General features: G+C 68.7%; 21 protein-coding genes. 19 read left to right on the top strand and 2 right to left on the bottom strand.

Features of this window, described 5'->3' with window-relative positions; all coding sequences use genetic code 11:
- Positions 1-12: 12 nt before the first annotated feature.
- Both rnr and AC1HIL_RS21550 read left to right on the top strand, forming a co-directional pair.
- Positions 13-2,277 carry a ribonuclease R gene (rnr, locus tag AC1HIL_RS21555; protein ID WP_422096825.1) on the top strand — a complete coding sequence of 755 codons (2,265 nt, stop codon included), beginning with the start codon at positions 13-15 and terminating at the stop codon, positions 2,275-2,277.
- Positions 2,278-2,345: 68 nt separating this feature from the next.
- Positions 2,346-3,107 (top strand): SDR family oxidoreductase, encoded by a 762-nt coding sequence (locus AC1HIL_RS21550; protein ID WP_093342279.1) that lies wholly within the window; start codon positions 2,346-2,348, stop codon positions 3,105-3,107.
- A 7-nt stretch (positions 3,108-3,114) separates the two neighbouring features.
- On the opposite strand, the gene AC1HIL_RS21545 is transcribed toward AC1HIL_RS21550, so the two are convergent.
- On the bottom strand, positions 3,115-4,581 hold the full coding sequence (locus AC1HIL_RS21545; protein WP_479669971.1) for an NAD(P)H-hydrate dehydratase: 1,467 nt from the start codon (positions 4,579-4,581) through the stop codon (positions 3,115-3,117).
- Positions 4,582-4,613: 32 nt separating this feature from the next.
- Here AC1HIL_RS21545 and AC1HIL_RS21540 point away from each other — a divergent pair, with 32 nt between their 5' ends.
- Positions 4,614-5,045: a hypothetical protein gene (locus tag AC1HIL_RS21540; RefSeq protein WP_479669970.1), complete on the top strand. Its 432-nt coding sequence runs from the start codon at positions 4,614-4,616 to the stop codon at positions 5,043-5,045.
- Between the two features lie 3 nt (positions 5,046-5,048).
- On the opposite strand, the gene AC1HIL_RS21535 is transcribed toward AC1HIL_RS21540, so the two are convergent.
- Positions 5,049-6,302: a D-amino acid dehydrogenase gene (locus AC1HIL_RS21535; RefSeq protein ID WP_057591656.1), complete on the bottom strand. Its 1,254-nt coding sequence runs from the start codon at positions 6,300-6,302 to the stop codon at positions 5,049-5,051.
- A gap of 447 nt (positions 6,303-6,749) precedes the next feature.
- Here AC1HIL_RS21535 and rpsB point away from each other — a divergent pair, with 447 nt between their 5' ends.
- From rpsB to AC1HIL_RS21455, 16 genes are all read left to right on the top strand, one after another.
- Complete coding sequence (gene rpsB / locus AC1HIL_RS21530) at positions 6,750-7,502, top strand: 30S ribosomal protein S2 (protein WP_057591657.1); 753 nt, start codon at positions 6,750-6,752, stop codon at positions 7,500-7,502.
- Positions 7,503-7,581: 79 nt separating this feature from the next.
- On the top strand, positions 7,582-8,505 hold the full coding sequence (tsf, locus tag AC1HIL_RS21525; protein ID WP_057591658.1) for a translation elongation factor Ts: 924 nt from the start codon (positions 7,582-7,584) through the stop codon (positions 8,503-8,505).
- Between the two features lie 101 nt (positions 8,506-8,606).
- Positions 8,607-9,329 (top strand): UMP kinase, encoded by a 723-nt coding sequence (pyrH, locus tag AC1HIL_RS21520; protein ID WP_057591659.1) that lies wholly within the window; start codon positions 8,607-8,609, stop codon positions 9,327-9,329.
- A gap of 12 nt (positions 9,330-9,341) precedes the next feature.
- Entirely contained in the window at positions 9,342-9,902 is a 561-nt protein-coding gene (gene frr / locus AC1HIL_RS21515) for a ribosome recycling factor (protein ID WP_057591660.1), read from the top strand.
- 8 nt (positions 9,903-9,910) lie between these two features.
- On the top strand, positions 9,911-10,648 hold the full coding sequence (uppS, locus tag AC1HIL_RS21510; RefSeq protein WP_057591661.1) for a polyprenyl diphosphate synthase: 738 nt from the start codon (positions 9,911-9,913) through the stop codon (positions 10,646-10,648).
- A gap of 27 nt (positions 10,649-10,675) precedes the next feature.
- A complete protein-coding gene (locus tag AC1HIL_RS21505) occupies positions 10,676-11,521 on the top strand; it encodes a phosphatidate cytidylyltransferase (RefSeq protein ID WP_057591662.1) in 846 nt (281 codons plus the stop codon).
- Positions 11,518-12,708 carry a 1-deoxy-D-xylulose-5-phosphate reductoisomerase gene (gene ispC, locus AC1HIL_RS21500; protein ID WP_479669969.1) on the top strand — a complete coding sequence of 397 codons (1,191 nt, stop codon included), beginning with the start codon at positions 11,518-11,520 and terminating at the stop codon, positions 12,706-12,708. The genes AC1HIL_RS21505 and ispC overlap by 4 nt, the downstream gene beginning before the upstream one ends.
- A 40-nt stretch (positions 12,709-12,748) precedes the next feature.
- Positions 12,749-14,179 (top strand): RIP metalloprotease RseP, encoded by a 1,431-nt coding sequence (rseP, locus tag AC1HIL_RS21495; protein WP_479669968.1) that lies wholly within the window; start codon positions 12,749-12,751, stop codon positions 14,177-14,179.
- Between the two features lie 39 nt (positions 14,180-14,218).
- A complete protein-coding gene (gene bamA, locus AC1HIL_RS21490; protein ID WP_057591665.1) occupies positions 14,219-16,669 on the top strand; it encodes an outer membrane protein assembly factor BamA in 2,451 nt (816 codons plus the stop codon).
- On the top strand, positions 16,669-17,232 hold the full coding sequence (locus tag AC1HIL_RS21485; protein WP_057591666.1) for an OmpH/Skp family outer membrane protein: 564 nt from the start codon (positions 16,669-16,671) through the stop codon (positions 17,230-17,232). The genes bamA and AC1HIL_RS21485 overlap by 1 nt, the downstream gene beginning before the upstream one ends.
- Before the next feature lie 14 nt (positions 17,233-17,246).
- Entirely contained in the window at positions 17,247-18,224 is a 978-nt protein-coding gene (gene lpxD, locus AC1HIL_RS21480) for a UDP-3-O-(3-hydroxymyristoyl)glucosamine N-acyltransferase (RefSeq protein ID WP_479669967.1), read from the top strand.
- Positions 18,221-18,703 carry a 3-hydroxyacyl-ACP dehydratase FabZ gene (fabZ, locus tag AC1HIL_RS21475; protein ID WP_172705594.1) on the top strand — a complete coding sequence of 161 codons (483 nt, stop codon included), beginning with the start codon at positions 18,221-18,223 and terminating at the stop codon, positions 18,701-18,703. Before lpxD ends, fabZ begins: the two co-directional genes overlap by 4 nt.
- A gap of 10 nt (positions 18,704-18,713) precedes the next feature.
- Positions 18,714-19,502: an acyl-ACP--UDP-N-acetylglucosamine O-acyltransferase gene (lpxA, locus tag AC1HIL_RS21470; protein ID WP_479669966.1), complete on the top strand. Its 789-nt coding sequence runs from the start codon at positions 18,714-18,716 to the stop codon at positions 19,500-19,502.
- 10 nt (positions 19,503-19,512) lie between these two features.
- Entirely contained in the window at positions 19,513-20,661 is a 1,149-nt protein-coding gene (lpxB, locus tag AC1HIL_RS21465) for a lipid-A-disaccharide synthase (protein WP_398499071.1), read from the top strand.
- Positions 20,633-21,349: a ribonuclease HII gene (rnhB, locus tag AC1HIL_RS21460; protein ID WP_479669965.1), complete on the top strand. Its 717-nt coding sequence runs from the start codon at positions 20,633-20,635 to the stop codon at positions 21,347-21,349. Before lpxB ends, rnhB begins: the two co-directional genes overlap by 29 nt.
- A 4-nt stretch (positions 21,350-21,353) precedes the next feature.
- Positions 21,354-22,139: a TrmH family RNA methyltransferase gene (locus AC1HIL_RS21455; protein WP_479669964.1), complete on the top strand. Its 786-nt coding sequence runs from the start codon at positions 21,354-21,356 to the stop codon at positions 22,137-22,139.
- Positions 22,140-22,288 lie beyond the last annotated feature (149 nt).

The raw sequence follows: 22,288 nt of genomic DNA, 5'->3' as shown, positions 1-22,288 counted from the left end.
ACTTCCAGCGGCTTGCTGGATGAATTCGAAGGCTCGGTTCAGGGCCATCGCGACGGACATGGCTTCGTGCAACGCGACGACGGCGAAGCCGACATCTATCTGCCCCCCAACGAGATGCGCGCGGTCCTGCACAAGGACCGCGTCAAGGCGCGCGTGGTGCGGCTCGACCGCCGCGGGCGACCCGAAGGGCGCGTGGTCGAGATCATCGAGCGCCCCGAGCAGCCGATCATCGGCCGCCTGCTGCACGAGGGTGGCATCTGGCTCGTGGCACCGGAGGACAAGCGCTACGGCCAGGACGTGCTGATTCCCAAGGGCGCGACCGGTCCCGCCAAGGTGGGGCAGGTGGTCGTGGTGCAGCTCACCGAGCCGCCCGCGCTCTTCGGCCAGCCCGTGGGACGGGTGAAGGAAGTGCTCGGCGAGATCGACGATCCCGGCATGGAGATCGAGATCGCGGTGCGCAAGTACGGCGTGCCGCACGAGTTCTCCGAAGCGTGCCTGGCGGAAGCCAAGGCGCTGCCCGAGAAAGTGCGTCCGGCCGACAAGAAGGGCCGCGTCGACCTCACCGACGTGCCGCTGGTCACGATCGACGGCGAGGACGCGCGCGACTTCGACGACGCCGTGTACTGCGAGCCCGCGAAGGTCGGCCGCGGCAAGGGCTGGCGCCTCCTGGTTGCGATTGCCGACGTCAGCGCCTATGTGCGTACCGGCTCGGCGATCGACATCGATGCCTACGACCGCGCCACCAGCGTGTACTTCCCGCGCCGCGTGATCCCGATGCTGCCCGAGAAGCTCTCGAACGGCCTGTGCTCGCTGAACCCCGAGGTCGACCGGCTGTGCATGGTCTGCGACATGCTGGTCGCGGCCGATGGCGAGATCTACGCCTACCAGTTCTATCCGGCGGTGATGCACAGCCATGCCCGCTTCACGTACACCGAAGTGGCGGCCATCCTCGGCAACACGCGCGGCCCCGAGGCGGCCAAGCGCAAGGAGCGCGTCAAGGACCTGTTGAATCTCGCCGACGTCTACAAGGCCCTGCTCAAGCAGCGCGGCAAGCGTGGCGCGGTCGACTTCGAGACCACCGAGACGCAGATCATCTGCGACGACGCCGGCCGCATCGAGAAGATCGTGCCGCGCACCCGCAACGAGGCGCACCGGCTGATCGAGGAAGCGATGCTCGCGGCCAACGTCTGCAGCGCCGACTTCATCGCCGAGGGCAAGCACCCGGGCCTGTACCGCGTGCACGAGGGCCCGACGCCCGAGAAGAAGGAAATCCTGCGCGGCTACCTCAAGGCCATGGGTGTGGGCCTGAGCATCACCGACGACCCGGCGCCCGGTGAATTCCAGGCCATCGCCGAGGCGACCAAGGACCGCCCCGACGCGCAGCAGATCCACACCATGCTGCTGCGCTCGATGCAGCAGGCGATCTACACGCCGATCAACAGTGGCCACTTCGGCCTGGCCTACGAGGCCTACACGCACTTCACGAGCCCGATCCGGCGCTATCCCGACCTGCTGGTGCACCGCGTGATCAAGGCCATCCTCGGCAAGACGCGCTACCAGCTGCCGATGCTGCCGACGCCGGGCGAGGCGCATGCCAAGCTCGCCAAGCGGCTGGCCTCGCGCGTGAAGGCGCCGACCACCAAGCCGCAGAAGGCCACGGTCGCGCCGACCAAGGAAGTGCAGGCCTGGGAGGCCGCCGGGCTGCATTGCAGCGCCAACGAGCGCCGCGCCGACGAGGCCAGCCGCGACGTCGAGGCCTGGCTCAAGTGCAAGTACATGCGCGAGCACCTCGGCGAGGAGTACGGCGGCGTGGTCACCGCGGCCACCACCTTCGGCATCTTCGTCACGCTCGATGCGATGTACGTCGAGGGCCTGGTGCACATCACCGAGCTTGGCGGCGAGTACTTCAAGTTCGACGAGATGCGCCAGGAACTGCGCGGCGAGCGCACCGGCATTCGCTATGCCATCGGCACGCGGGTGCGGGTGCAGGTCAGCCGCGTCGATCTCGACGGCCGCAAGATCGATTTCCGCCTGGTGCGCGAAGGCGAGGAGCTCACCGCGCGCGCCATGAAGGACAAGGGGGCCCCGGCCGGCGGCGTGCCGGTCAAGGCCTCGGCCAAGCGCGGCGCGCGCCAGAAGGCCGAGGCGCCGGCCGGCGGCACCCGCGGCGGACGCGAACAGGCCGCGGGCGGCCCGCAGTCCGCGATGCAGGCCTTCAAGTCGGCGGTCAAGAAGGCCGCCAACAAGATGAAGGGGCGCAAGACGCGCCGCGGCTGAATGCCTCCTTCATCCATCGCATCCAATCCATTCGAATCCATGAACACGCCGAGAAGGAGACACCGGGCATGAGTACAGAGAAGAACAAGGGCATCGCGATCGTCACGGGTGCCGGCACCGGCATCGGCCGCGCCGCGGCGCTGGCCCTGCTGGGCGACGGCTGGAGCGTGGCCCTGGCGGGCCGCCGCCTCGAGCCGCTCGAGCAGGTGGCCGAGGAATCGGGCGCCGGCGCGCGCGCCTTCGCGGTGCCCACCGACGTGGCCAGCGCCGAGTCGGTGCAGGCGCTGTTCGGCGCCACCGTCGAGCGCTTCGGCCGCGTCGACCTGCTGTTCAACAACGCGGGCGTCGGCAACCCGCCCGGTTCCTTCGAGGACTGGACGCCCGAGCAATGGCGTGGCGTGGTCGACATCAACCTCAACGGGATGTTCTTCTGCATCCAGCAGGCCTTCCGCACGATGAAGGCGCAGACGCCGAAGGGTGGCCGCATCATCAACAACGGCTCGATCTCGGCCACCGCGCCGCGGCCGAACTCGGCCGCCTACACGGCGACCAAGCATGCGGTCGAGGGACTGACCAAGACGGCCTCGCTCGACGGGCGCAAGCACGACATCGCCGTGGGCCAGATCGACGTCGGCAATGCCATGACGGAGCTGGCCGCGCGCATGGCCAAGGGCGTGCCGCAGGCCAATGGCGAGCTCGCGGTGGAGCCGCTGATCGACGTGAAGATCGTCGGCCAGTCGGTGCTCTACATGGCGAACCTGCCGCTCGAGGCCAACGTGCTGTTCCACACGGTGATGGCGACGAAGATGCCCTTCGTCGGTCGCGGCTAGAAGCGCGTCAGCGGGGCGACTGGCGCGCGAGCGCGCCGGCCGTCAGCGGCGGCGCGTCGGCCGGCCAGGCGTCGGCCAGGTGGCCGTGGTGCCAGGCCGCTTCCCAGGCGGCGTCGAAGGCGCCGCGGCCCGCCGCCAGGCCCGCGCCGACCATGCCGGCGAGCACATCGCCGGTGCCAGCGCTCGCGAGGCGGGCATTGCCGGTCGGATTGAGGACGGGCACCGTGCCCGCGTCGTCGGCGACGATCGTTCCCGAGCCCTTGAGCACGACCACGGCGCCCGTTTGCGCCGCCAGCCGGCGCGCGGCCGCCAGGCGATCGGCCTGCACCTCGCCGGCCGTACCGCCGAGCAGCCGCGCCGCCTCGAGCGGATGCGGCGTCAGCACCGTGGGCCGGCCGCGCTTCGTGCGCGCCTTCAATTGAGTCCGCAAGCCGTCGTCGCTCGCAAGCGCGTTGAGCGCATCGGCATCGAGCACCAGCGCGCGGGCGGTCGACAGCACGCGCGGCAGCAGCTCGCGCACCGCGGTACCGCCGCCACAGCCGCAGACCACGGCCATTGCCGAGAGATCGAGCGAGCGGGCGTCGCGCAGCATGAGTTCGGGCTGTGCGAGGTCGACCGGTGCCGCGCCCGGATCGAGCAGCCCGACGAAGGTGCGGCCCGCGCCCGCGTGCAGCGCGGCGGACCCGGCCAGCAGTGCCGCGCCGGCCATGCCCGAGGCGCCGCCGATCACGGCCACGTCGCCGTAGCTGCCCTTGTGGGAGGCATGGGCGCGCGGCGCGAGCGACGGGGTGCCCGGCAGGCGTGCCACGGGCGGTTCGCTTGTCGCGCCGCAGCCGAGGTCGTCGAACCAGATCTCGCCGGCCGCGTCGCGGCCCTGGGCCGTGAAGAGGCCGGGATTCAGGGTCAGCAGGCTCAGGCAGATGCGTCGCGATGCCGCGCTCTGCCCGGGCAACTCGCCAAGCGAGTGCGTGCCGGTGTCGGCATTCAGTCCTGACGGCACGTCGACCGCGAGCACCGGATGCGGCTCGCCATGCATGCGGCGCAGCCAGTCGGCCATCGTGCCTTGGGGCGGCCGGCCGGTCCCGATGCCGAGCAAGGCGTCGATCGCGAGTTCGTAGTGCGCGGGCGGCTCCGAGGCGAAGACCACGCCGGCATCGCGAGCCCGCTGCAGCGAGGCCTTCGCGTCCGCGGGCAGTCGGGTCTCGTCGCCCGCGAAGCTGACGATGGCCTCGAACCCGCGCTGCCGCAACTGCGCGGCCGCCTCGAAGCCGTCGCCGCCGTTGTTGCCCGGCCCGCAGGCCACCCAGACCGTGCGGGCGTGCGGCGCGATCGCCATCGCGAGCCGTGCCACCGCCAGTCCGGCGCGCCGCATCAGCGCGTGGGCGGGCAGGGCGGCCGCGCCGGCCTGCTCGATGCGGCGCGTGGCGGCGAGGTCGAACAGGTCGGCGGCGGTGGCGGCGGTGATGCGATGCATCGGGCGATTCTGCCCCTGCCTATGATCGCGCGATGAAACGCCTCGGACTCCTCGGCTGGCTGATCGCGCTGCTGTTCGCGTGGTTCGCGGCCTTTGTCGTCACGGGCATGGTGCTGGACGAGGGCCTGGGCTGGGCGCTGGGATGGCTGGCCGCCGTCTGGGGCGTGTTCCTGTTGGCCGAATCGCTGCGCTGGGTGCCGCTGCGCGACCTGGCCTGGGCCGCGAGCGTGGGCTGGGGCTTCGGGCTGATCCGCTGGCTCGATCCCCTGATCGACGGTTCCGCGGGCGCGTGGCGCTGGCTGCTGATGGCCGCCGACCTGCTGTGCCTGGCCGTGTGCGTGCTGGTCGGGCCCGCGTTGCTGTCCGGGTTGGCCCGTCGCCTGCGGCCGCCGGAGCCGCCGCCCCTGCCGGTGGAGAAGCCGGCCGCCTATCCGCGCCAGTGGGGCCCGAAGGACGAGGCCTGAGCCTCAGCTTCCGAGCCGCTCGACGCCCAGGCCTTCGAGGTCCACACCCGGGTCCTGCCCGGCGATCAGGTCGGCCACCACGCGCGCGCTGCCGCACGACAGGGCCCAGCCGCTGGAGCCATGGCCCAGGTTGAGCCACACGCCCGGAATGCCGCTCGCGCCGAGCACCGGCGGCCCGTCGGGCAGCATCGGCCGTGCGCCTTTCCACTGCTGCACGCCCGACTGCAAGGTCGCCGCGCCCGGGAACCAGTCCTGCAGCACCTTGTAGAGCGTGAGGATCGCGGGCTGGCTCAGCGTGTCGGCCGAGCCGCCGATCTCGGCGCTGCCGGCCACGCGCACGCGCTGGCCGAGGCGCGAGATCGCGACCTTGTAGCGCTCGTCCATGATCGCGCTGCGCGGCGCATTGAGCGGCTCACGCACCGGCGCGCTCACCGAGTGCCCGTAGACCGGCGCCATCGGGATCCGCAGGCCGAGCGGGCGCAGCAGCGAGGCCGAGCCGAGCCCGGCGCAGACCACCACCGCATCGAAGCGCAGCGCATCGGAGCCGCTCGCCAGCGACACCGAAGTGGGCGCGGCCCGGCTCAGCGGCGCGATGTCGCAGTTGAAATGGAACTGCGCGCCGAGTGCCTCGGCCTCCCACTTGAGCAACAGTGCGAACTGGCGGCAATTGGCGACCTCGTCCTCGGGCAGGTAGATCGCGCCGGCCAGCGCGGTGTCGGGATTGAGGGCGGGCTCGATCAGCCGGGCCTCGTCGGCATCGACTTCGCGGAACACGCTGCCCGCGCCGCGCAGCACCTCGAGGCCGGGCTGGACCAGCTTGCGCTCGCGCTTGGAACGCAGCAGCACCAGGTAGCCGTCGCTGCGTTCGTAGCTGAGTTCGCGGGCTTCGCTCACCTCGTGCAGCCGGGTGCGGCTGTAGAAGGCCAAGCGCTGCATGCGCGCTCGGTTCGCGAGGTAGGTTTCGAGCTTGCAGGCCTTCTGCCAGCGCGACATCCAGCCCAGGTCGCGCGAGGACAGCGGCCAGCGCAGCTTGATGGCGCCGTGCGACGACAGCAGCGAGCGCAGCACCTTCAGGCGCATGCCGGGCGCCGCCCAGGGCGTGACATAGCCGGGCGCGACCACGCCGGCATTGGCGAAGCTGGCCTCCTCGGCGGCGGCGCCCCGGCGTTCGAAAACGGCCACTTCATGGCCGTCGGACGCCAACTCCCAGGCGGTGGTGACACCGATGATGCCGGCGCCCACGATCGCGATTTTCATTGAGATTCAGAATAAAAAAGAGAGCTGACGCCCATCTGACGAGGGCCTGCAGCTATTGTTTTTGAAGCAGCAGTGCCGTCTCGTCGTGCGGTGCAGCATGCCAGAGCATTGGCCTCGCAGGGCGTTTCCCGGGTGCGGGACGGGGCATCGAGCGTGCGTGTCCGCCGCGCGGTTCGCGACGGATGACGGGACGAAGGAGCTTCAGGGGCTGGCAAGGCGGGCGGGGCAGGGGGGTGTCTGAGGCGCGTGCTATACTCTTTGGGTTTCGCTCACGCGGTACTTTGCCTGTAAGGGACGAGCGCCACGCAGAGGAAACACATTCGCAAACCAGCCCAATCAAGGTGTTGCGACTTCGCTGATGCAGCGTGGCCGGCCAAGCCGGTTTGCAGCGTCCGGCGGAGTGCAAAAACGGGCTGGATTTTAGACCCAACCTTCGGAGTAATTTCAATGTCCGTCACCATGCGCGAAATGCTGGAAGCCGGTGTCCATTTCGGCCACCAAACCCGCTTCTGGAACCCCAAGATGGCCCCGTTCATCTTCGGTCATCGCAACAAGATCCACATCATCAACCTGGAAAAGTCGCTCCCGATGTTCCAGGAGGCGGCCAAGTACGCCAAGCAGCTCACGGCCAACCGCGGCACGATCCTGATGGTCGGCACGAAGCGCCAGGCGCGCGAAATCGTCGCCACCGAAGCCCGCCGCGCCGGCGTGCCCTTCGTCGACACCCGCTGGCTCGGCGGCATGCTGACGAACTTCAAGACCGTCAAGACCTCGATCAAGCGTCTGAAGGACATGAAGGCCCAGCAGGAAGCCGGCCTCGACAGCCTGAGCAAGAAAGAGCAGCTCACCTTCACCCGTGAAATCGAGAAGCTCGAGAAGGACATTGGCGGCATCCAGGACATGACCGCGCTGCCCGACGCCATCTTCGTGATCGACGTGGGCTTCCACAAGATCGCCGTGGCCGAAGCCAAGAAGCTCGGCATTCCGCTGATCGGCGTGGTGGATTCCAACCACTCGCCCGAAGGCATCGACTACGTGATCCCCGGCAACGACGACTCGTCGAAGGCCGTCACGCTGTACGCCCGTGGCATCGCCGACGCGATCATCGAAGGCCGCAACAGCGCGACCAGCGACGTGGTCAAGGCCATCGCCGAAGGTAGCGACGAATTCGTCGAAGTCGAAGAAAGCGCTTCGGCCTGAGCTGCGCGTCCCCGCGCCTGAAGAAGGGGCTTCGTTGCCCCTTTTTTTTAATCTGATTTTCTGAATACGGAGAGAAACAATGGTTGCAATCACCGCAAGCATGGTCGGCGAACTGCGCGCCAAGACCGACGCGCCGATGATGGAGTGCAAGAAGGCTCTGACCGAGGCCGACGGCAACATGGAAAAGGCCGAAGAGCTGCTGCGCATCAAGCTCGGCAACAAGGCCGGCAAGGCATCGAGCCGCATCACCGCCGAAGGCGTGGTGGCCGCCTATGTCGACGACGCCGCCGGCGCGATGATCGAGATCAACTGCGAAACCGACTTCGTCACCAAGAACGACAGCTTCCTGGCCCTGGCCAATGCCGCCGCCAAGCTGGTCGCGCAGAACAACCCGGCCGATATCGCCGCGCTGGGCGCGCTGGCCTACGAGCAGGACGGCTTCGGCCCCACGCTCGAAGACGTGCGCAAGGGCCTGGTCGGCAAGATCGGCGAGAACATGAGCTTCCGCCGCTTCAAGCGCTTCGCCGGCAACGGCAAGCTGGCTTCGTACCTGCACGGCACGCGCATCGGCGTGATGGTCGAGTTCGAGGGTGACGACACCGCCGCCAAGGACGTCGCGATGCACATCGCCGCCATGAAGCCCGTGTCGGTCGCCGCCTCGGACGTCCCGGCCGAGCTGATCGAGAAGGAACGCGCCGTGGCAGCGGGCAAGGCGGAAGAAGACCGCAAGACCGCCGAAGCCGAAGGCAAGAAGCCGCAGCCCGCCGACATCGTTGCCAAGCGCATCGAGGGCGGCGTGCAGAAGTTCCTCAAGGAAGTCTCGCTGCACAACCAGCCCTTCGTGAAGAACGACAAGCAGACCGTCGAACAGATGCTCAAGGCCGTCAACACCACCGTCAAGGGCTTCACCCTGTACGTGGTCGGCGAAGGCATCGAGAAGAAGGTCGACGACTTCGCCGCCGAAGTCGCGGCCCAGGTCGCCGCCGCCAAGGCCGCTGCCTGAGACCGTTCCCGCCAGAAGGCGACAGCGTGCCGGTGCATGCTGTCGCCTTTTCACCGCCAAGCCCTACACTCGCCCCCGCTCACTCTCAAAGGAAATTGCCCATGTCTGATCCCCGCCCAGCCCACAAGCGAATCTTGTTGAAGCTGTCGGGAGAGGCACTGATGGGCGACGATGCCTTCGGCATCAACCGCGCCACCATCGTGCGCATGGTCGCGGAAGTGGCCGAGGTCGTGAACATGGGCGTCGAGGTGGCGGTCGTGATCGGCGGCGGCAACATCTTCCGCGGCGTCGCGGGCGGCTCGGTCGGCATGGACCGCGCCACGGCCGACTACATGGGCATGCTGGCCACGGTGATGAACTCGCTGGCGCTGGCCGATGCCATGAACAAGCAGGGGCTGGTGGCGCGCGTGATGTCCGCCATCGCCATCGAGCAGGTGGTCGAGCCCTACGTGCGGCCCAAGGCGCTGCAGTACCTCGAGGAAGGCAAGGTCGTGGTGTTCGCTGCCGGCACCGGCAACCCCTTCTTCACCACCGACACCGCCGCCGCGCTGCGCGGCGCCGAGATCGGCGCCGAGCTGGTGCTCAAGGCGACCAAGGTCGACGGCGTCTACAGCGCCGATCCGAAGACCCATCCCGACGCGACGCGCTACGCCAGCCTGACCTTCGACCAGGCCATCGCGCAGAATCTCGGCATCATGGACGCGGCGGCCTTCGCGCTGTGCCGCGACCAGAAGCTGCCGATCAAGGTGTTCTCGATCTTCAAGAACGGGGCGCTCAAGCGCGTCGTCATGGGCGAGGACGAGGGCACGCTGGTGCATGCCTAGGAGTATTTGAGAATGACCATTGCCGATATCCGCAGCACGACCGACGCGAAGATGAACCAGTCGATCGCTGCCTTCCAGAACAACCTCACCAAGATCCGCACCGGCCGTGCCAACGCCGCGCTGCTCGACTCGATCCATGTCGAATACTACGGCTCGCAGGTGCCGCTGAGCCAGGTGGCCAACGTGTCGGTGCTCGACTCGCGCACGCTGAGCGTGCAACCCTGGGAAAAGGGCATGGGCGCCAAGATCGAGAAGGCCATCCGCGAAAGCGACCTGGGTCTCAACCCGGCCTCGATGGGCGAGCTGATCCGCGTGCCGCTGCCGGCGATGAGCGAGGAGCGCCGCCGCGAGATGACCAAGCTGGTGCGCAACGAAGGCGAGAGCGCCAAGATCGCGACGCGCAACCTGCGCCGCGACGCCAACGAGGCGGTCAAGAAGCTGGTCAAGGAAAAGCTGGCTTCGGAAGACGACCAGAAGCGCGCCGAAGCCGAGATCCAGAAAGTGACCGACCGCCACATCGCGGAAATCGATCGCCTGATCACGGCCAAGGAAGCGGAGATCATGGCCGTTTGAGGCTGCCCATGGCCGCCTCCAAGCCGCAGACCATTCCGCACCACATCGCCATCGTCATGGATGGCAATGGCCGCTGGGCCACGCGGCGCTTCCTGCCCCGCGTGGCGGGGCACAAGCAGGGCGTGGAGTCGCTGCGGCGCTGCGTCAAGGCCTGCGTCGATCGCGGCGTGCGGGTGCTCACCGTGTTCGCCTTCTCCTCGGAGAACTGGAACCGTCCGCCCGAGGAAGTCTCGGGCCTCATGGACCTGATGGTCGGCGCGCTGGCGCGCGAGGTGCCCAAGCTCGGCCGCGACGGCGTTCAACTGCGCTTCGTCGGCGAGCGCGGCGGCCTGTCGCCGAAGATGGTGAAGGGGCTGGTCGACGCCGAGAACGCCACGGCGGCCAATGACCGCCTGGTGCTCAACGTGTGCTTCAACTACGGCGGCCGCTGGGACATCGCCCAGGCCGCCGCCAAGCTGGCCGCGCGCGGCGAGCCGCTGACCGAGCTCAACCTCGACCGCGCGATGGCGCTGGCCCACGTGCCCGACCCCGACCTGTTCATCCGCACCGGCGGCGAGCAGCGGCTGTCGAACTTCCTGCTCTGGCAGAGCGCCTACGCCGAGCTGTTCTTCAGCGACAAGCTCTGGCCCGAATTCGACGAGGCCGCGCTCGACGAGGGCATCGCCGCATTCCAGAACCGCGAGCGCCGCTTCGGCAAGACCTCGGCGCAGGTCACGACCGACGCCCGATCGCGCCAGACCGCCTGATCCCTCTTTTCCGGACGACCCCGCTGCATGCTCAAGCAACGCATCCTCACGGCGATCGTCCTGTTGGCGATCCTGCTGCCGGCGCTTTTCTATCCTTCCTACGTTCCCTTCGGCTGCGTGATGCTGGTGCTGATCGGCGCCGCGGCCTGGGAGTGGGGGCGTCTCAACGGCTACGGCCAGCGCGTGTCCGTGTTCCTGGGCCTCGAGATGGTGGCGCTGTGCGCGTTCTCGTGGTGGCTCGGGCTGCTGGCCCAGCCGCTGCTGCCGCTGTGGATCGTCGCCAGCGCCGCCTGGGTGCTCGGTGGCGCGGCGCTGCTGCGTGCCGCCGTTCCGGGCTGGCCCAAGGTGCCGCGCGGCATCAGGCTGGTGGGCGGGCTGCTCGCGCTCTGGGTGGCCTGGCTGGCCGCGGTGCAGGCGCGCCTGATCGGCATCAACTTCCTGCTGTCGATCCTGGTGCTGGTCTGGGTCGCCGACGTCTTCGCCTATTTCGCCGGCCGCGCCTTCGGCCTCAAGTTCACGCGCCGCAAGCTCGCGCCCGCCATCAGTCCCGGCAAGAGCTGGGAAGGCGTCTGGGGCGGCATGGCGGGCGTGGTGGTGCTGGCACTGGCCTGGGTCTGGGCCGATGCCTCGGCGCAGGCCACGGTGGCCAGCCTCTACAGCCGGCTGGCGACGCGCGGCTGGTGGCTGCTGCTGCTCGGCGTGGTCTTCATGGCGGCGATGAGCGTGGTCGGCGACCTGGTCGAATCGCTGATCAAGCGCAGCGCGGGCGCCAAGGACAGCAGCCGGCTGCTGCCCGGCCATGGCGGGGTGCTCGATCGGGTGGATGCCCTCTTGCCCACGCTGCCCATTGCAATGATGCTGGCTTTTCTGTGAACACTTTCCCCAGACAACGCGTGACGGTGCTCGGCTCGACCGGGTCGGTCGGCGCCAACACGCTCGACGTCATCGCGCGCCATCCCGAGCGCTTCGAGGTCTTCGCGCTCTCGGCCGCCACCAAGGTCGACGAGATGCTCGCGCAGTGCGCGCGCTTCTCCCCACGCTTCGCGGTCATGGCGAGCGAGGCCCATGCGGCCGCGCTGGCCGAAAAGCTGCAGCAGAACCATCTGCCCACCCGGGTTCTGTCTGGTGCGGGCGCTATCGAAGAGATAGCGTCGCACGACGAGGTCGATGCCGTCATGGCCGCCATCGTCGGCGCCGCCGGCCTGGGTCCCTGCCTGGCGGCCGCGCGCGCCGGCAAGCGCCTGCTGCTGGCCAACAAGGAGGCGCTGGTGGTCGGCGGCGACCTGTTCATGCGCACGGTGCGCGAGGGCGGGGCGACGCTGCTGCCGATCGACAGCGAGCACTCGGCCATCTTCCAGTCGCTGCCCGAGGACCCGTCCACCTGGGCGCGGCGCATCGACAAGATCATCCTCACCGCATCGGGCGGTCCGTTCCGCACCCGCGCGCCCGACACCCTGGGCTCCGTCACGCCCGAGCAGGCCTGCGCCCATCCCAACTGGGTGATGGGGCGCAAGATCTCGGTCGACTCGGCCACCATGATGAACAAGGCCCTCGAAGTGATCGAGGCGCGGCACCTGTTCGGCGTGGCGCCCGAGCAGATCGAGGTGGTCATCCATCCGCAGAGCGTGGTCCATTCGATGGTGCAATTCACCGACGCCTCGGTGCTGGCCCAGCTCGGCACGCCCGACATGCGGGTGCCGATCGCCGTCGGCCTGGCCTGGCCCGAGCGCATCGAGAGCGGGGCCACGCGGCTGGACTTCCGCCAGCTGGCCGACCTGAGCTTCGCCGCGCCCGACGCGGCGCTCTTCCCGGGCCTGGACCTGGCCTGGCAGGCGCTGCGCGCGGTGCCGGGCACCACGGCCGTGCTCAATGCCGCCAACGAGGTCGCGGTCGAGGCCTTCCTGGCGCGCCGGCTGCGCTTCGACCGCATTCATGCGGTCAACATGGAAACTTTGGAGGCGGTTGCGCCCTCCAAGCCGGCGTCGCTGGCCGATCTGCTGGCCATCGACGCCAGCGCCCGCGCCGCCGCGAATGCCGCGGCGCTGCGCCTTTCCGCCTGACGCCCACCCGCGTCGCCGATTCCCAGAAGCAAGGTTCCGGATGCTCACCCTCGTCGCGTTCATCGTCGCGCTCGGCCTGCTGATCACCGTGCACGAGTTCGGGCACTACCGGGTCGCGGTGGCCTGCGGCGTCAAGGTCAAGCGCTTCGGCGTGGCCACGCTGCCCTTCGGCAGCCCGGACAGCCCCTCGCTGCTCGGCCGTTTTCTCTGGCGCATCAGCAAGCCCGTCTACACCTGGAAGCCGCGGCGCCAGCATCCGGGGCAGGACACCGAGTTCGTCGTCGGCCTGTTCCCGTTCGGCGGCTACGTCCAGATGCTCGACGAGCGCGAGGCTCCGGTGGCGCCCGAGGAGCGCCACCGCGCCTTCAACACCCAGCCGCTGCGCTCGCGCGCGGCCATCGTCGCGGCCGGCCCGATCGCCAACCTGCTGATGGCGGTGGCCCTCTACACGGCCGTGAACTGGATCGGCGTGCAGGAGCCGGTGGCGACCCTGGCGCGGCCGGTGGCGGCCTCGCTGGCCGAGCAGGCCGGGCTGCGCGGCGGCGAGCACATCGCCCGTGCCGGCTTCGAGGGCGACGATCTGAGCGAGGTCCAGTCCTTCGAGGACCTGCGCTGGCGCATGACCCGCGGCGCGCTCGACGGCCACGACCTGACGCTCGAGGTGGCGGGGCAGGGCGGCCAGCCGGCCCGCACGCTGGTGCTGCCGCTGAGCCGCATCGAGGCCAAGGATGCCGATGCCCAGATGTTCCGCAAGATCGGCGTGCTCGCGCCCATGACCCGCCCCGAGATCGGCGAGGTGATGGCCGGCGGCGCCGGCGAGCGCTCGGGCCTGCGCCGCGGCGACCTGGTGCGCGCCATCGGCGACACCGCCATCGTCGATGGCCAGCAGCTGCGCGAGGCGATCCGTGCCTCGGTCAAGGACGGCAAGGCGCAGGCGCAGCCGTGGCGGATCGAGCGCGAAGGCCGTGCCCAGACCCTCGAGGTCGTACCCGAGGTGCGCGACGAGGGCGGCCTGAAGGTCGGCCGCATCGGTGCCTACGTGGGCGCGCCGCCCGAGATGGTGACCGTGCGGCAGGGACCGGTCGATGGCGTCTGGCGCGGCGTGGTCCGTACCTGGGAGGTCTCGGCACTGACCGTGCGCATGATGGCCAAGATGGTCATCGGCCAGGCCTCGATCAAGAATCTCAGCGGCCCGATCACCATCGCCGACTACGCCGGCAAGTCCGCCAGCCTGGGGCTCACGCAGTACCTGGTGTTCCTCGCACTCATCAGCGTGAGCCTGGGCGTGCTCAATCTGCTCCCGCTGCCGGTCCTCGATGGGGGGCACCTGATGTATTATCTTTGGGAGGGCCTGACCGGTAAAAGCGTCTCCGACGTCTGGATGGACTGGCTTCAGCGCGGTGGCGTTGCCCTGCTCCTGGTCATGATGTCGATTGCCTTGTTCAACGACACATCGCGGCTCTTTGGTTAACTATCTTGCCGGCCCTTTCCGCGCCGGATCAATTCACAGATGAACAAAAACTTCAGTCGCTTTCGCCTGCGTAGCGTTGCCGCACTGGTGGCCAGCACGTTGGCGGCCACGGCAGCCTGGGCCGTCGAGCCTTTCACCGTGCGCGACATCCGCGTGGAAGGCCTGCAACGCGTGGAGCCCGGAACGATCTTCGCGTCGTTGCCGCTGCGCGTGGGCGACACCTACAGCGACGACCGCGGTTCCGCCGCGATCCGCGCGCTGTTCGATCTGGGGTTGTTCAAGGACGTGCGCATCGACGTCAACGGCAATGTGCTGGTGGTGATCGTCGAGGAGCGCCCGACCATCGCCGACGTCGACTTCGTCGGCACCAAGGAATTCGACAAGGCCGCGCTGCAGAAGGCGCTGCGCGAAGTCGGCCTGACCGAAGGCCGGCCCTACGACAAGGCCCTGGCCGACCGCGCCGAGCAGGAGCTCAAGCGCCAGTACGTGAGCCGCAGCCTCTACAACGCACAGGTCGTGACCACCGTCACACCGATCGAGCGCAACCGCGTGAACCTGACCTTCACGGTCACCGAGGGCGACTCGGCGCGCATCCGCGAAGTGCACATCGTCGGCAACAAGGACTTCAGCGAGAGCACGCTGCTCGACCTGTTCGACCAGGACAGCGGCGGCTGGCTCAGCTGGTACACCAAGTCGAACCAGTACTCGCGCGCCAAGCTCAATGCCGACCTCGAGACGCTGAAGAGCTACTACATCACGCGTGGCTACCTCGAATTCCGCGTCGACTCGACCCAGGTCGCGATCTCGCCGGACCGCCAGGACCTGTCGGTCACGGTCAACATCACCGAAGGCGAGAAGTTCGTGGTCGCGGGCGTCAAGCTCGACGGCAACTTCCTCGGCCGCGACGACGAGTTCAAGACGCTGGTCACGATCAAGCCGGGCGAACCCTACAACGGCGAGCAGGTCAACGCGACCACCAAGGCCTTCACCGACTACTTCGGCACCTTCGGCTACGCCTTCGCGCGCGTGCAGGCCAAGCCCGAGATCGACCGGGTCAACAACCGCGTGACGCTGGTGCTGCAGGCCGAGCCCTCGCGCCGCGTCTACGTGCGCCGCGTGAACGTCGGTGGCAACACCCGCACGCGCGACGAAGTGATCCGCCGCGAATTCCGCCAGTACGAGGCTTCCTGGTACGACGGCGACAAGATCAAGCTCTCGCGCGACCGCGTGGACCGCCTGGGCTACTTCACCGAAGTGAACGTCGAGACCCAGGAGCTGCCGGGCTCGCCCGACCAGGTCGACCTGCTGATCACCGTGGCCGAGAAGCCCACCGGTTCGCTGCAGCTGGGCGCCGGCTACTCGAGCGCGGAGCGCGTCTCGCTGACTTTCGGCATCCAGCAGGAAAACGTGTTCGGCTCGGGCAACTACCTGGGCCTGCAGGTCAACACCAGCAAGTCGAACCGCACGATCTCGGTGACCACCACCGATCCGTACTTCACCAAGGACGGCATCTCGCGCACGATCAGCGTCTATCACAACACGACCCGCCCCTACAACACGGCGGTCGATGGCGATTACCAGCTGGTCAACCAGGGCGCCTCGATCCGCTTCGGCGTGCCGTTCAGCGAGCTAGACACCGTGTTCTTCGGCATCGGTGTGGAGCGCTACGCCTTCAAGTCCAAGAACACCTACGCGTTCCTGACCCCGAACGCCTACCGCAGCTACTTCGGCTGCACGACGCGTCCGGTCCCGAGTCTCGTGCCGGGCATCACCTTCGACGTGATCGACGGTTGCGCGAACGACAGCGTCTGGGGCATCCCGCTGACCGTGGGCTGGGCGCGCGACGACCGCGACAGCGCCCTGGTCCCGACCAAGGGCCGCCTGCAGCGCGCCAACCTCGAGATCGGCGTCGGCGGCGACATGCGGTACATCAAGACCAACTACCAGTACCAGCAGTTCTTCCCGATCAACAAGCAGTACACCTTCGCGATCAACTCCGAAGTCGGCTACGGCAAGGCGTTCGGCGGCAAGGTCTACCCGATCTTCAAGAACTTCTACGCCGGCGGCCTGGGCTCGGTGCGCGGCTTCGAACAGAACTCGCTCGGTCCGCGCGACGTGCCGCTGCTCGGCCAGACCGAAGGCGCGGCGCTCGGCGGTACCAAGAAGGCGATCTTCAACGCCGAGCTCAGCACGCCGTTCCCCGGCGCCGGCAACGACCGCACGCTGCGCCTGTACGGCTTCTTCGACGCCGGCAACGTCTTCGGCTCGCGCTCGGCCGGCCTCACCGACGAGCAGTGGAAGGCTTCGAAGAAGATCCGTGCCTCGGTCGGCCTCGGCATCAGCTGGATCTCGCCGCTCGGCCCGCTGCGCATCGCCTACGCCGTGCCGGTGCGCCAGCAGAAGGAAGTGCAGGACCCGAACACGGGCGTCATCCTGATCCCGAAGGATAGAATCCAGCGCCTGCAATTCCAGATCGGAACCTCTTTCTAATGACGCATTTGATTCGCGCCGCGGCAGGCGCGTTGCTGATTCCCGCGATGGCATGGGTCGCGGCGCCTGCATGGGCGCAGGCGCAGGAAACATTTCGTATCGGCTTCGTCAATCCCGACCGCGTGCTGCGCGAAGCGCAGCCCGCGAAGGCGGCGCAGGCCAAGCTCGAGGCCGAGTTCCTCAAGCGCGAGAAGGACCTGACGGCGCAGGGCGATGCCCTCAAGGCCGCCTCCGAGAAGTTCGAGCGCGAAGCCGCCACGCTGCCCGAAAGCCAGCGCAACGCGCGCCAGCGCACGCTGATCGAGCAGGATCGAGACTTCCAGCGCCGCCGCCGCGAGTTCCAGGAAGACCTCAACGCCCGCAAGAACGAAGAGCTGCAACAGGTCTACGACCGTGCGAACCGCGTGGTCAAGCAGGTTGCCGAAGCCGAGAAGTACGACGCCATCCTGCAGGAAGCGATCTACATCAACCCGAAGCACGACATCACCGACAAGGTGATCAAGGCGCTCAACGCCTCGCTGAGCACGCCTTCGCCCGCTTCCTCGCCCACGGGCGGCAAGTAACGCCGCGTACCGGCGTGGCGCTGCAGCTAGGAGCCATCGTTGACGCCCTCGGGGGCGAGCTTCATGGCGATGCGACGCTGTCCATCGAGCGGCTGTCCCCGCTCCAGAATGCACAGCCCGATGCGCTCAGCTTCCTGAGCCATCCCAAATACCAGCAGGAACTCGCGGCCTCCAGGGCCGCCTGCGTGATCGTGTCGCCCGCGATGAGCGAGGCCGCAGCCGCGCGCGGGGCCTACATCGTCGCGGCAGATCCCTACCTCTATTTCGCGCGGCTCACGCAGCTGTGGAAGTCGAGCCATGCACGGCCCGAGGCCGAGCGCATCCATCCCTCGGCCGTGGTCCATCCCGAAGCGCAGGTCGACCCCACGGCCCGCATCGGCGCGCTGTGCGTGATCGAGCGTGGCGCGCGCATCGGCGCCGGCACGGTGCTGAAGTCGCGCGTCACCGTGAGCGAGGACTGCACGATCGGCGAGCGCTGCCTGCTGCATCCGGGCGTGGTCATCGGCGCCGACGGCTTCGGTCTCGCGCCGAGCAAGGAGGGCTGGGTCAAGATCGAGCAGCTCGGCGCGGTGCGCGTCGGCAACGACGTCGAGATCGGCGCCAACACCTGCATCGACCGCGGCGCGCTCGACGACACCGTGCTCGAGGACGGCGTGAAGCTCGACAACCTGATCCAGATCGGCCACAACGTGCGCATCGGCCGCAACACCGCGATGGCGGGTTGTGTCGGCGTGGCCGGCAGCGCGACCATCGGCGCCAACTGCACCTTCGGGGGCGGTGCCATCGTGCTGGGCCACCTGAGCGTGGCCGACAACGTCCACGTGTCCGCCGCCACCGTGGTGACACGCTCCATCCGCAAGGCCGGCCAGTACACCGGCATGTTCCCCATCGATGACAATGCGACCTGGGAAAAGAACGCTGCAACGCTCAAGCAGTTGCACAGCCTGCGCGAACGACTGAAGGCGCTGGAGAAGGCTCCCCCCCAACAATGACGACGATGCAGGAACAGAAGACCACCATGACGACGACGCTCGACATCCATCAAATCCTCAAGCTGCTGCCGCACCGCTATCCTTTTCTGCTGGTCGACCGCGTGCTGGACATGGAGAAGGGCAAGCGCATCACGGCGCTCAAGAACGTGACCATGAACGAGCCGTTCTTCAACGGCCATTTCCCGCATCGCCCGGTGATGCCCGGCGTGCTGATGCTCGAAGCCATGGCGCAGGCCGCGGCGCTGCTGTCGTTCCGTTCGCTCGACATCGTGCCCGACGACAACACCGTCTATTACTTCGCCGCGATCGACGGCGCGCGCTTCAAGCGGCCCGTGGAGCCGGGCGACCAGCTCACGCTGGAGGTCGAGATCGAGCGCATGAAGGCCGGCATCTCGAAGTTCAAGGGTCGGGCGCTGGTGGGCAGCGAGCTGGCCTGCGAGGCCTCGCTGATGTGCGCGATGCGCCAGATCAACGCCTGACGATCGGCGCATGACGCAGGTTCATCCGACGGCCATCGTCGATCCCAAGGCCGAACTCGATCCGTCGGTCGCGGTCGGTCCCTATACCGTGATCGGTCCGCATGTGCGTATCGGTGCGGGAACGGTCATCGGCTCGCATTGCGTGATCGAGGGTCACACGACCCTCGGCCGCGACAACCGCATCTTCCAGTTCTCCTCGCTGGGTGCGGTACCGCAGGACAAGAAGCACGCGGGCGAGCCGACCGAGCTCACGATCGGCGACCGCAACACGGTGCGCGAGTTCTGCACCTTCAATGTCGGCACTGTGCAGGATGCGGGCGTCACCCGTATCGGCGACGACAACTGGATCATGGCCTACGTGCACATCGCGCACGACTGCCAGCTCGGCAACCAGATCACCATGGCCAACAACACCACGCTGGCCGGCCATGTGCATATCGGCGACTGGGTCACCGTCGGCGGGCTGGTGGGCATCCTCCAGCGGATGCGCGTCGGCGCGCACGCGATGATCGGCTTCGGCACCCATGTCGCGATGGACGTGCCACCCTACATGGTGGTCGACGGCACCCCGCTCGCGGTGCGCGGCGTGAACCTGGTCGGCCTGCGCCGGCGCGATTTCTCGGCTGGGCGCATCGCGGCCATCCGCGACATGCACAAGCTGCTGTACCGCCAGGGCAAGACGCTCGAGGAGGCGCGCGCCGGCATCGCCGCGCTGGCTGCCGAAACGCCCGATGCCGCGGCCGACGTGGCGTTGATGGACGGCTTCCTCGCCACTTCCACGCGCGGCATCGCGCGCTGAGCGTCCAGCGATGACATCCAACGGGCAGCGACGCTTCGCGCTGGTCGCCGGCGAAGCATCCGGCGACCTGCTGGCCGGGTTGCTGCTCGACGGCCTCACCGCGCGCTGGCCCGATCTGCAAACCGCCGGCATCGGCGGCCCGCGCATGCTGGCGCACGGTTTCGAGAGCTGGTGGCCGCAGGAAAAGCTCGCGGTGCGCGGCTACATCGAAGTGTTGCGCCACTACGCCGAGATCGCGGGCATCCGGCGCCAGCTCAAGGCGCGGCTGCTGCGCGAATGGCCCGAGCTCTTCATCGGCGTCGACGCGCCCGATTTCAACCTCGACCTCGAGGCCGGCCTGCGCGGGCGCGGCATGAAGACGGTGCACTTCGTCTGCCCGTCGATCTGGGCCTGGCGGCCCGAGCGCATCGAGAAGATCCGCGCCGCGGCCGACCACGTGCTGTGCATCTTCCCGTTCGAGCCCGAGCTGCTGGCCTCGCAGGGCGTGCAGGCGAGCTACGTCGGGCATCCGCTGGCCAACGTGATTCCCATGACGGTCGACCGTGCGGCGGTGCGCGCCTCGCTGGGCCTCGCGCCCGACGCGCAGGTGGTGGCGCTGCTGCCGGGCAGCCGGCGCTCCGAGGTCCGCTACCTGGCGGCCCGTTTCTTCGAAGCCGCCGCGCTGATGCGCAAGGCGCGGCCCGCGCTGCGCTTCGTGGCGCCGATCCTGCCGGGCCTGCGCGCCGAGGTCGAGGCGCTGCTGAAGGCCAGCGGCCTGGGCGACGCGGTGACGCTGCTCGACGGCCAGTCGCATGCCGCGCTGTCCGCCTGCGACGTCACGCTGATCGCCAGCGGCACCGCCACGCTCGAGGCTGCGCTGTTCAAGCGGCCGATGGTCATCGCCTACAACATGAACAGCCTCTCGTGGCGGATGATGCAGCGCAAGCAGCTCCAGCCCTGGGTCGGGCTGCCCAACATCCTGTGCCGCGACTTCGTGGTGCCCGAATTGCTGCAGGAAGCCGCGTCGCCCGAGGCGCTGGCCCAGGCCACGCTCGAATGGCTCGACGCGCCCGAGCGGGTGCGCGCGCTCGAGGCGCGTTTTGCCGAACTCCACGTGCAACTGCAGCGCGATACGCCGACACTGTGCGCCGATGCGATCCAGAAAGTTCTTGAAGGCTGAGCAGGCGCCCCTGGCCTGGGACGCTCCCGGCCTGCTGGCGGGCGTGGACGAAGCGGGACGCGGTCCGCTGGCCGGGCCGGTGGTGGCCGCGGCCGTGATCCTCGACGACGAGCGCCCGATTCGCGGCCTGGCCGACTCCAAGACCCTGACCGCGCTGCAGCGCGAGCGCCTGCACGACCAGATCATGGCCAAGGCGCTGTGCTGCTCGATCGCGCAGGCCAGCGTGGAGGAGATCGACACCCACAACATCCTGCAGGCGACCATGCTCGCGATGCGCCGGGCGGTCGAGGGCCTGCGCCTGAAGCCGGCCAAGGTGCTGGTGGACGGCAACCGGCTGCCCCAGCTCGACGTGCTGGCCGAAGCCATCGTCAAGGGCGATGCGCGAGTGAAGGCGATCTCGGCCGCGTCGATCCTGGCCAAGGTGCACCGCGACCGGCTCTGCGAGCAGCTGCACCAGGAGTTTCCGCACTACGGCTTCGCGGGCCACAAGGGCTACGGCACGCCCGAGCATCTGGAGGCCCTGCTGCAGCATGGCGCCTGCGTGCACCACCGGCGCTCGTTCAGTCCCGTGGCGGCCGCGCTGGCGCGCATGGCGCCGGCGATGCCGGTGGTCCAGGTCGAATCCACGCTGCCCGCGGTTGCGGTGCAGACCCAGGTCGTGGCCATCGAACTGCGCTCGGCGCCCTGATCCGATGACCACGCCCGCGGGTCCGAGCCGCATCAGCTCACGCGACAACCCATTGCTCAAGGACCTGCGCAAGCTGGCGCAGGACCCGGGCGCCTACCGCAAGCTGGGCCGCATCTGGCTCGAGGGTGACCACCTGTGCCGCGCCGCGCTGGCGCGTGGCGTGACGCCGTCGGTGGCCGTGTTCTCGCTGTCGTTCTGGCCGCAGGTTCCCGCCGAATGGTCGCGCGATGCCGCCAAGACCGTGGTCGTCGACGACGAACTGCTGAAGGCGGCGAGCGGGCTGGAATCGCCGGCGCCGATGGGCTTCCTGCTCGAGCTGCCCGAGCGGCCCGCGGTGCTGCCCGAGGCACCCACCGTGGTGCTCGACCGGCTGCAGGACGCCGGCAATGTCGGCTCGGTGCTGCGCAGCGCCGCCGCCTTCGGCTTCCAGCAGGTGATCGCGCTCAAGGGCACGGCGGCGCTCTGGTCGCCCAAGGTGCTGCGCGCGGGCATGGGCGCCCATTTCGGCCTGCGGCTGATCGAGGGTGTCGATGCCGAGGCGCTCGCGGCACTGGCGGTGCCGCTGGTCGCCACCAGCTCGCACCGCGGCAACTGGCTGCACGCGGCGAAGCTGCCGCATCCCTGCGCCTGGCTGCTGGGCCACGAAGGGCAGGGCGTGTCGGCCGCGCTCGAGGCGCTGGCCACGCACCACATCCGCATCGCGCAGCCCGGCGGCGAGGAATCGCTCAATGTGGCCGCGGCCGCCGCCATCTGCCTGCATGCCAGCGGCGCGTCGGCCCTCAAAGGATAAGAAACATTCTCAGTTGCCCGCCGGGTTCATGCCATTGACGCATGGCTGGTGTACGCGCTAGCGAATCTTCATGCCCCGCGAGGCAAGAGGCCGCGGCCGCCGGGCTACAATCGGGGGCTTACTCGCAAATCAGCGTCGCCCGGCCGCAT

This window comes from Variovorax sp. ISS6, from assembly GCF_056523145.1.
The sequence above is the reverse complement of the archived record's forward strand: the minus strand, read 5'-3'. Positions and strand labels throughout refer to the sequence as shown.

Coding starts and splice junctions, on each gene's coding strand:
- AC1HIL_RS21550 (WP_093342279.1), top strand. CDS start 2,346: ATGAGTACAGAGAAGAACAAGGGCATCGCGATCGTCACGGGTGCCGGC.
- AC1HIL_RS21545 (WP_479669971.1), bottom strand. CDS start 4,581: ATGCATCGCATCACCGCCGCCACCGCCGCCGACCTGTTCGACCTCGCC.
- AC1HIL_RS21540 (WP_479669970.1), top strand. CDS start 4,614: ATGAAACGCCTCGGACTCCTCGGCTGGCTGATCGCGCTGCTGTTCGCG.
- AC1HIL_RS21535 (WP_057591656.1), bottom strand. CDS start 6,302: ATGAAAATCGCGATCGTGGGCGCCGGCATCATCGGTGTCACCACCGCC.
- rpsB (WP_057591657.1), top strand. CDS start 6,750: ATGTCCGTCACCATGCGCGAAATGCTGGAAGCCGGTGTCCATTTCGGC.
- tsf (WP_057591658.1), top strand. CDS start 7,582: ATGGTTGCAATCACCGCAAGCATGGTCGGCGAACTGCGCGCCAAGACC.
- pyrH (WP_057591659.1), top strand. CDS start 8,607: ATGTCTGATCCCCGCCCAGCCCACAAGCGAATCTTGTTGAAGCTGTCG.
- frr (WP_057591660.1), top strand. CDS start 9,342: ATGACCATTGCCGATATCCGCAGCACGACCGACGCGAAGATGAACCAG.
- uppS (WP_057591661.1), top strand. CDS start 9,911: ATGGCCGCCTCCAAGCCGCAGACCATTCCGCACCACATCGCCATCGTC.
- AC1HIL_RS21505 (WP_057591662.1), top strand. CDS start 10,676: ATGCTCAAGCAACGCATCCTCACGGCGATCGTCCTGTTGGCGATCCTG.
- rseP (WP_479669968.1), top strand. CDS start 12,749: ATGCTCACCCTCGTCGCGTTCATCGTCGCGCTCGGCCTGCTGATCACC.
- bamA (WP_057591665.1), top strand. CDS start 14,219: ATGAACAAAAACTTCAGTCGCTTTCGCCTGCGTAGCGTTGCCGCACTG.
- AC1HIL_RS21485 (WP_057591666.1), top strand. CDS start 16,669: ATGACGCATTTGATTCGCGCCGCGGCAGGCGCGTTGCTGATTCCCGCG.
- fabZ (WP_172705594.1), top strand. CDS start 18,221: ATGACGACGATGCAGGAACAGAAGACCACCATGACGACGACGCTCGAC.
- lpxA (WP_479669966.1), top strand. CDS start 18,714: ATGACGCAGGTTCATCCGACGGCCATCGTCGATCCCAAGGCCGAACTC.
- lpxB (WP_398499071.1), top strand. CDS start 19,513: ATGACATCCAACGGGCAGCGACGCTTCGCGCTGGTCGCCGGCGAAGCA.
- rnhB (WP_479669965.1), top strand. CDS start 20,633: ATGCGATCCAGAAAGTTCTTGAAGGCTGAGCAGGCGCCCCTGGCCTGG.
- AC1HIL_RS21455 (WP_479669964.1), top strand. CDS start 21,354: ATGACCACGCCCGCGGGTCCGAGCCGCATCAGCTCACGCGACAACCCA.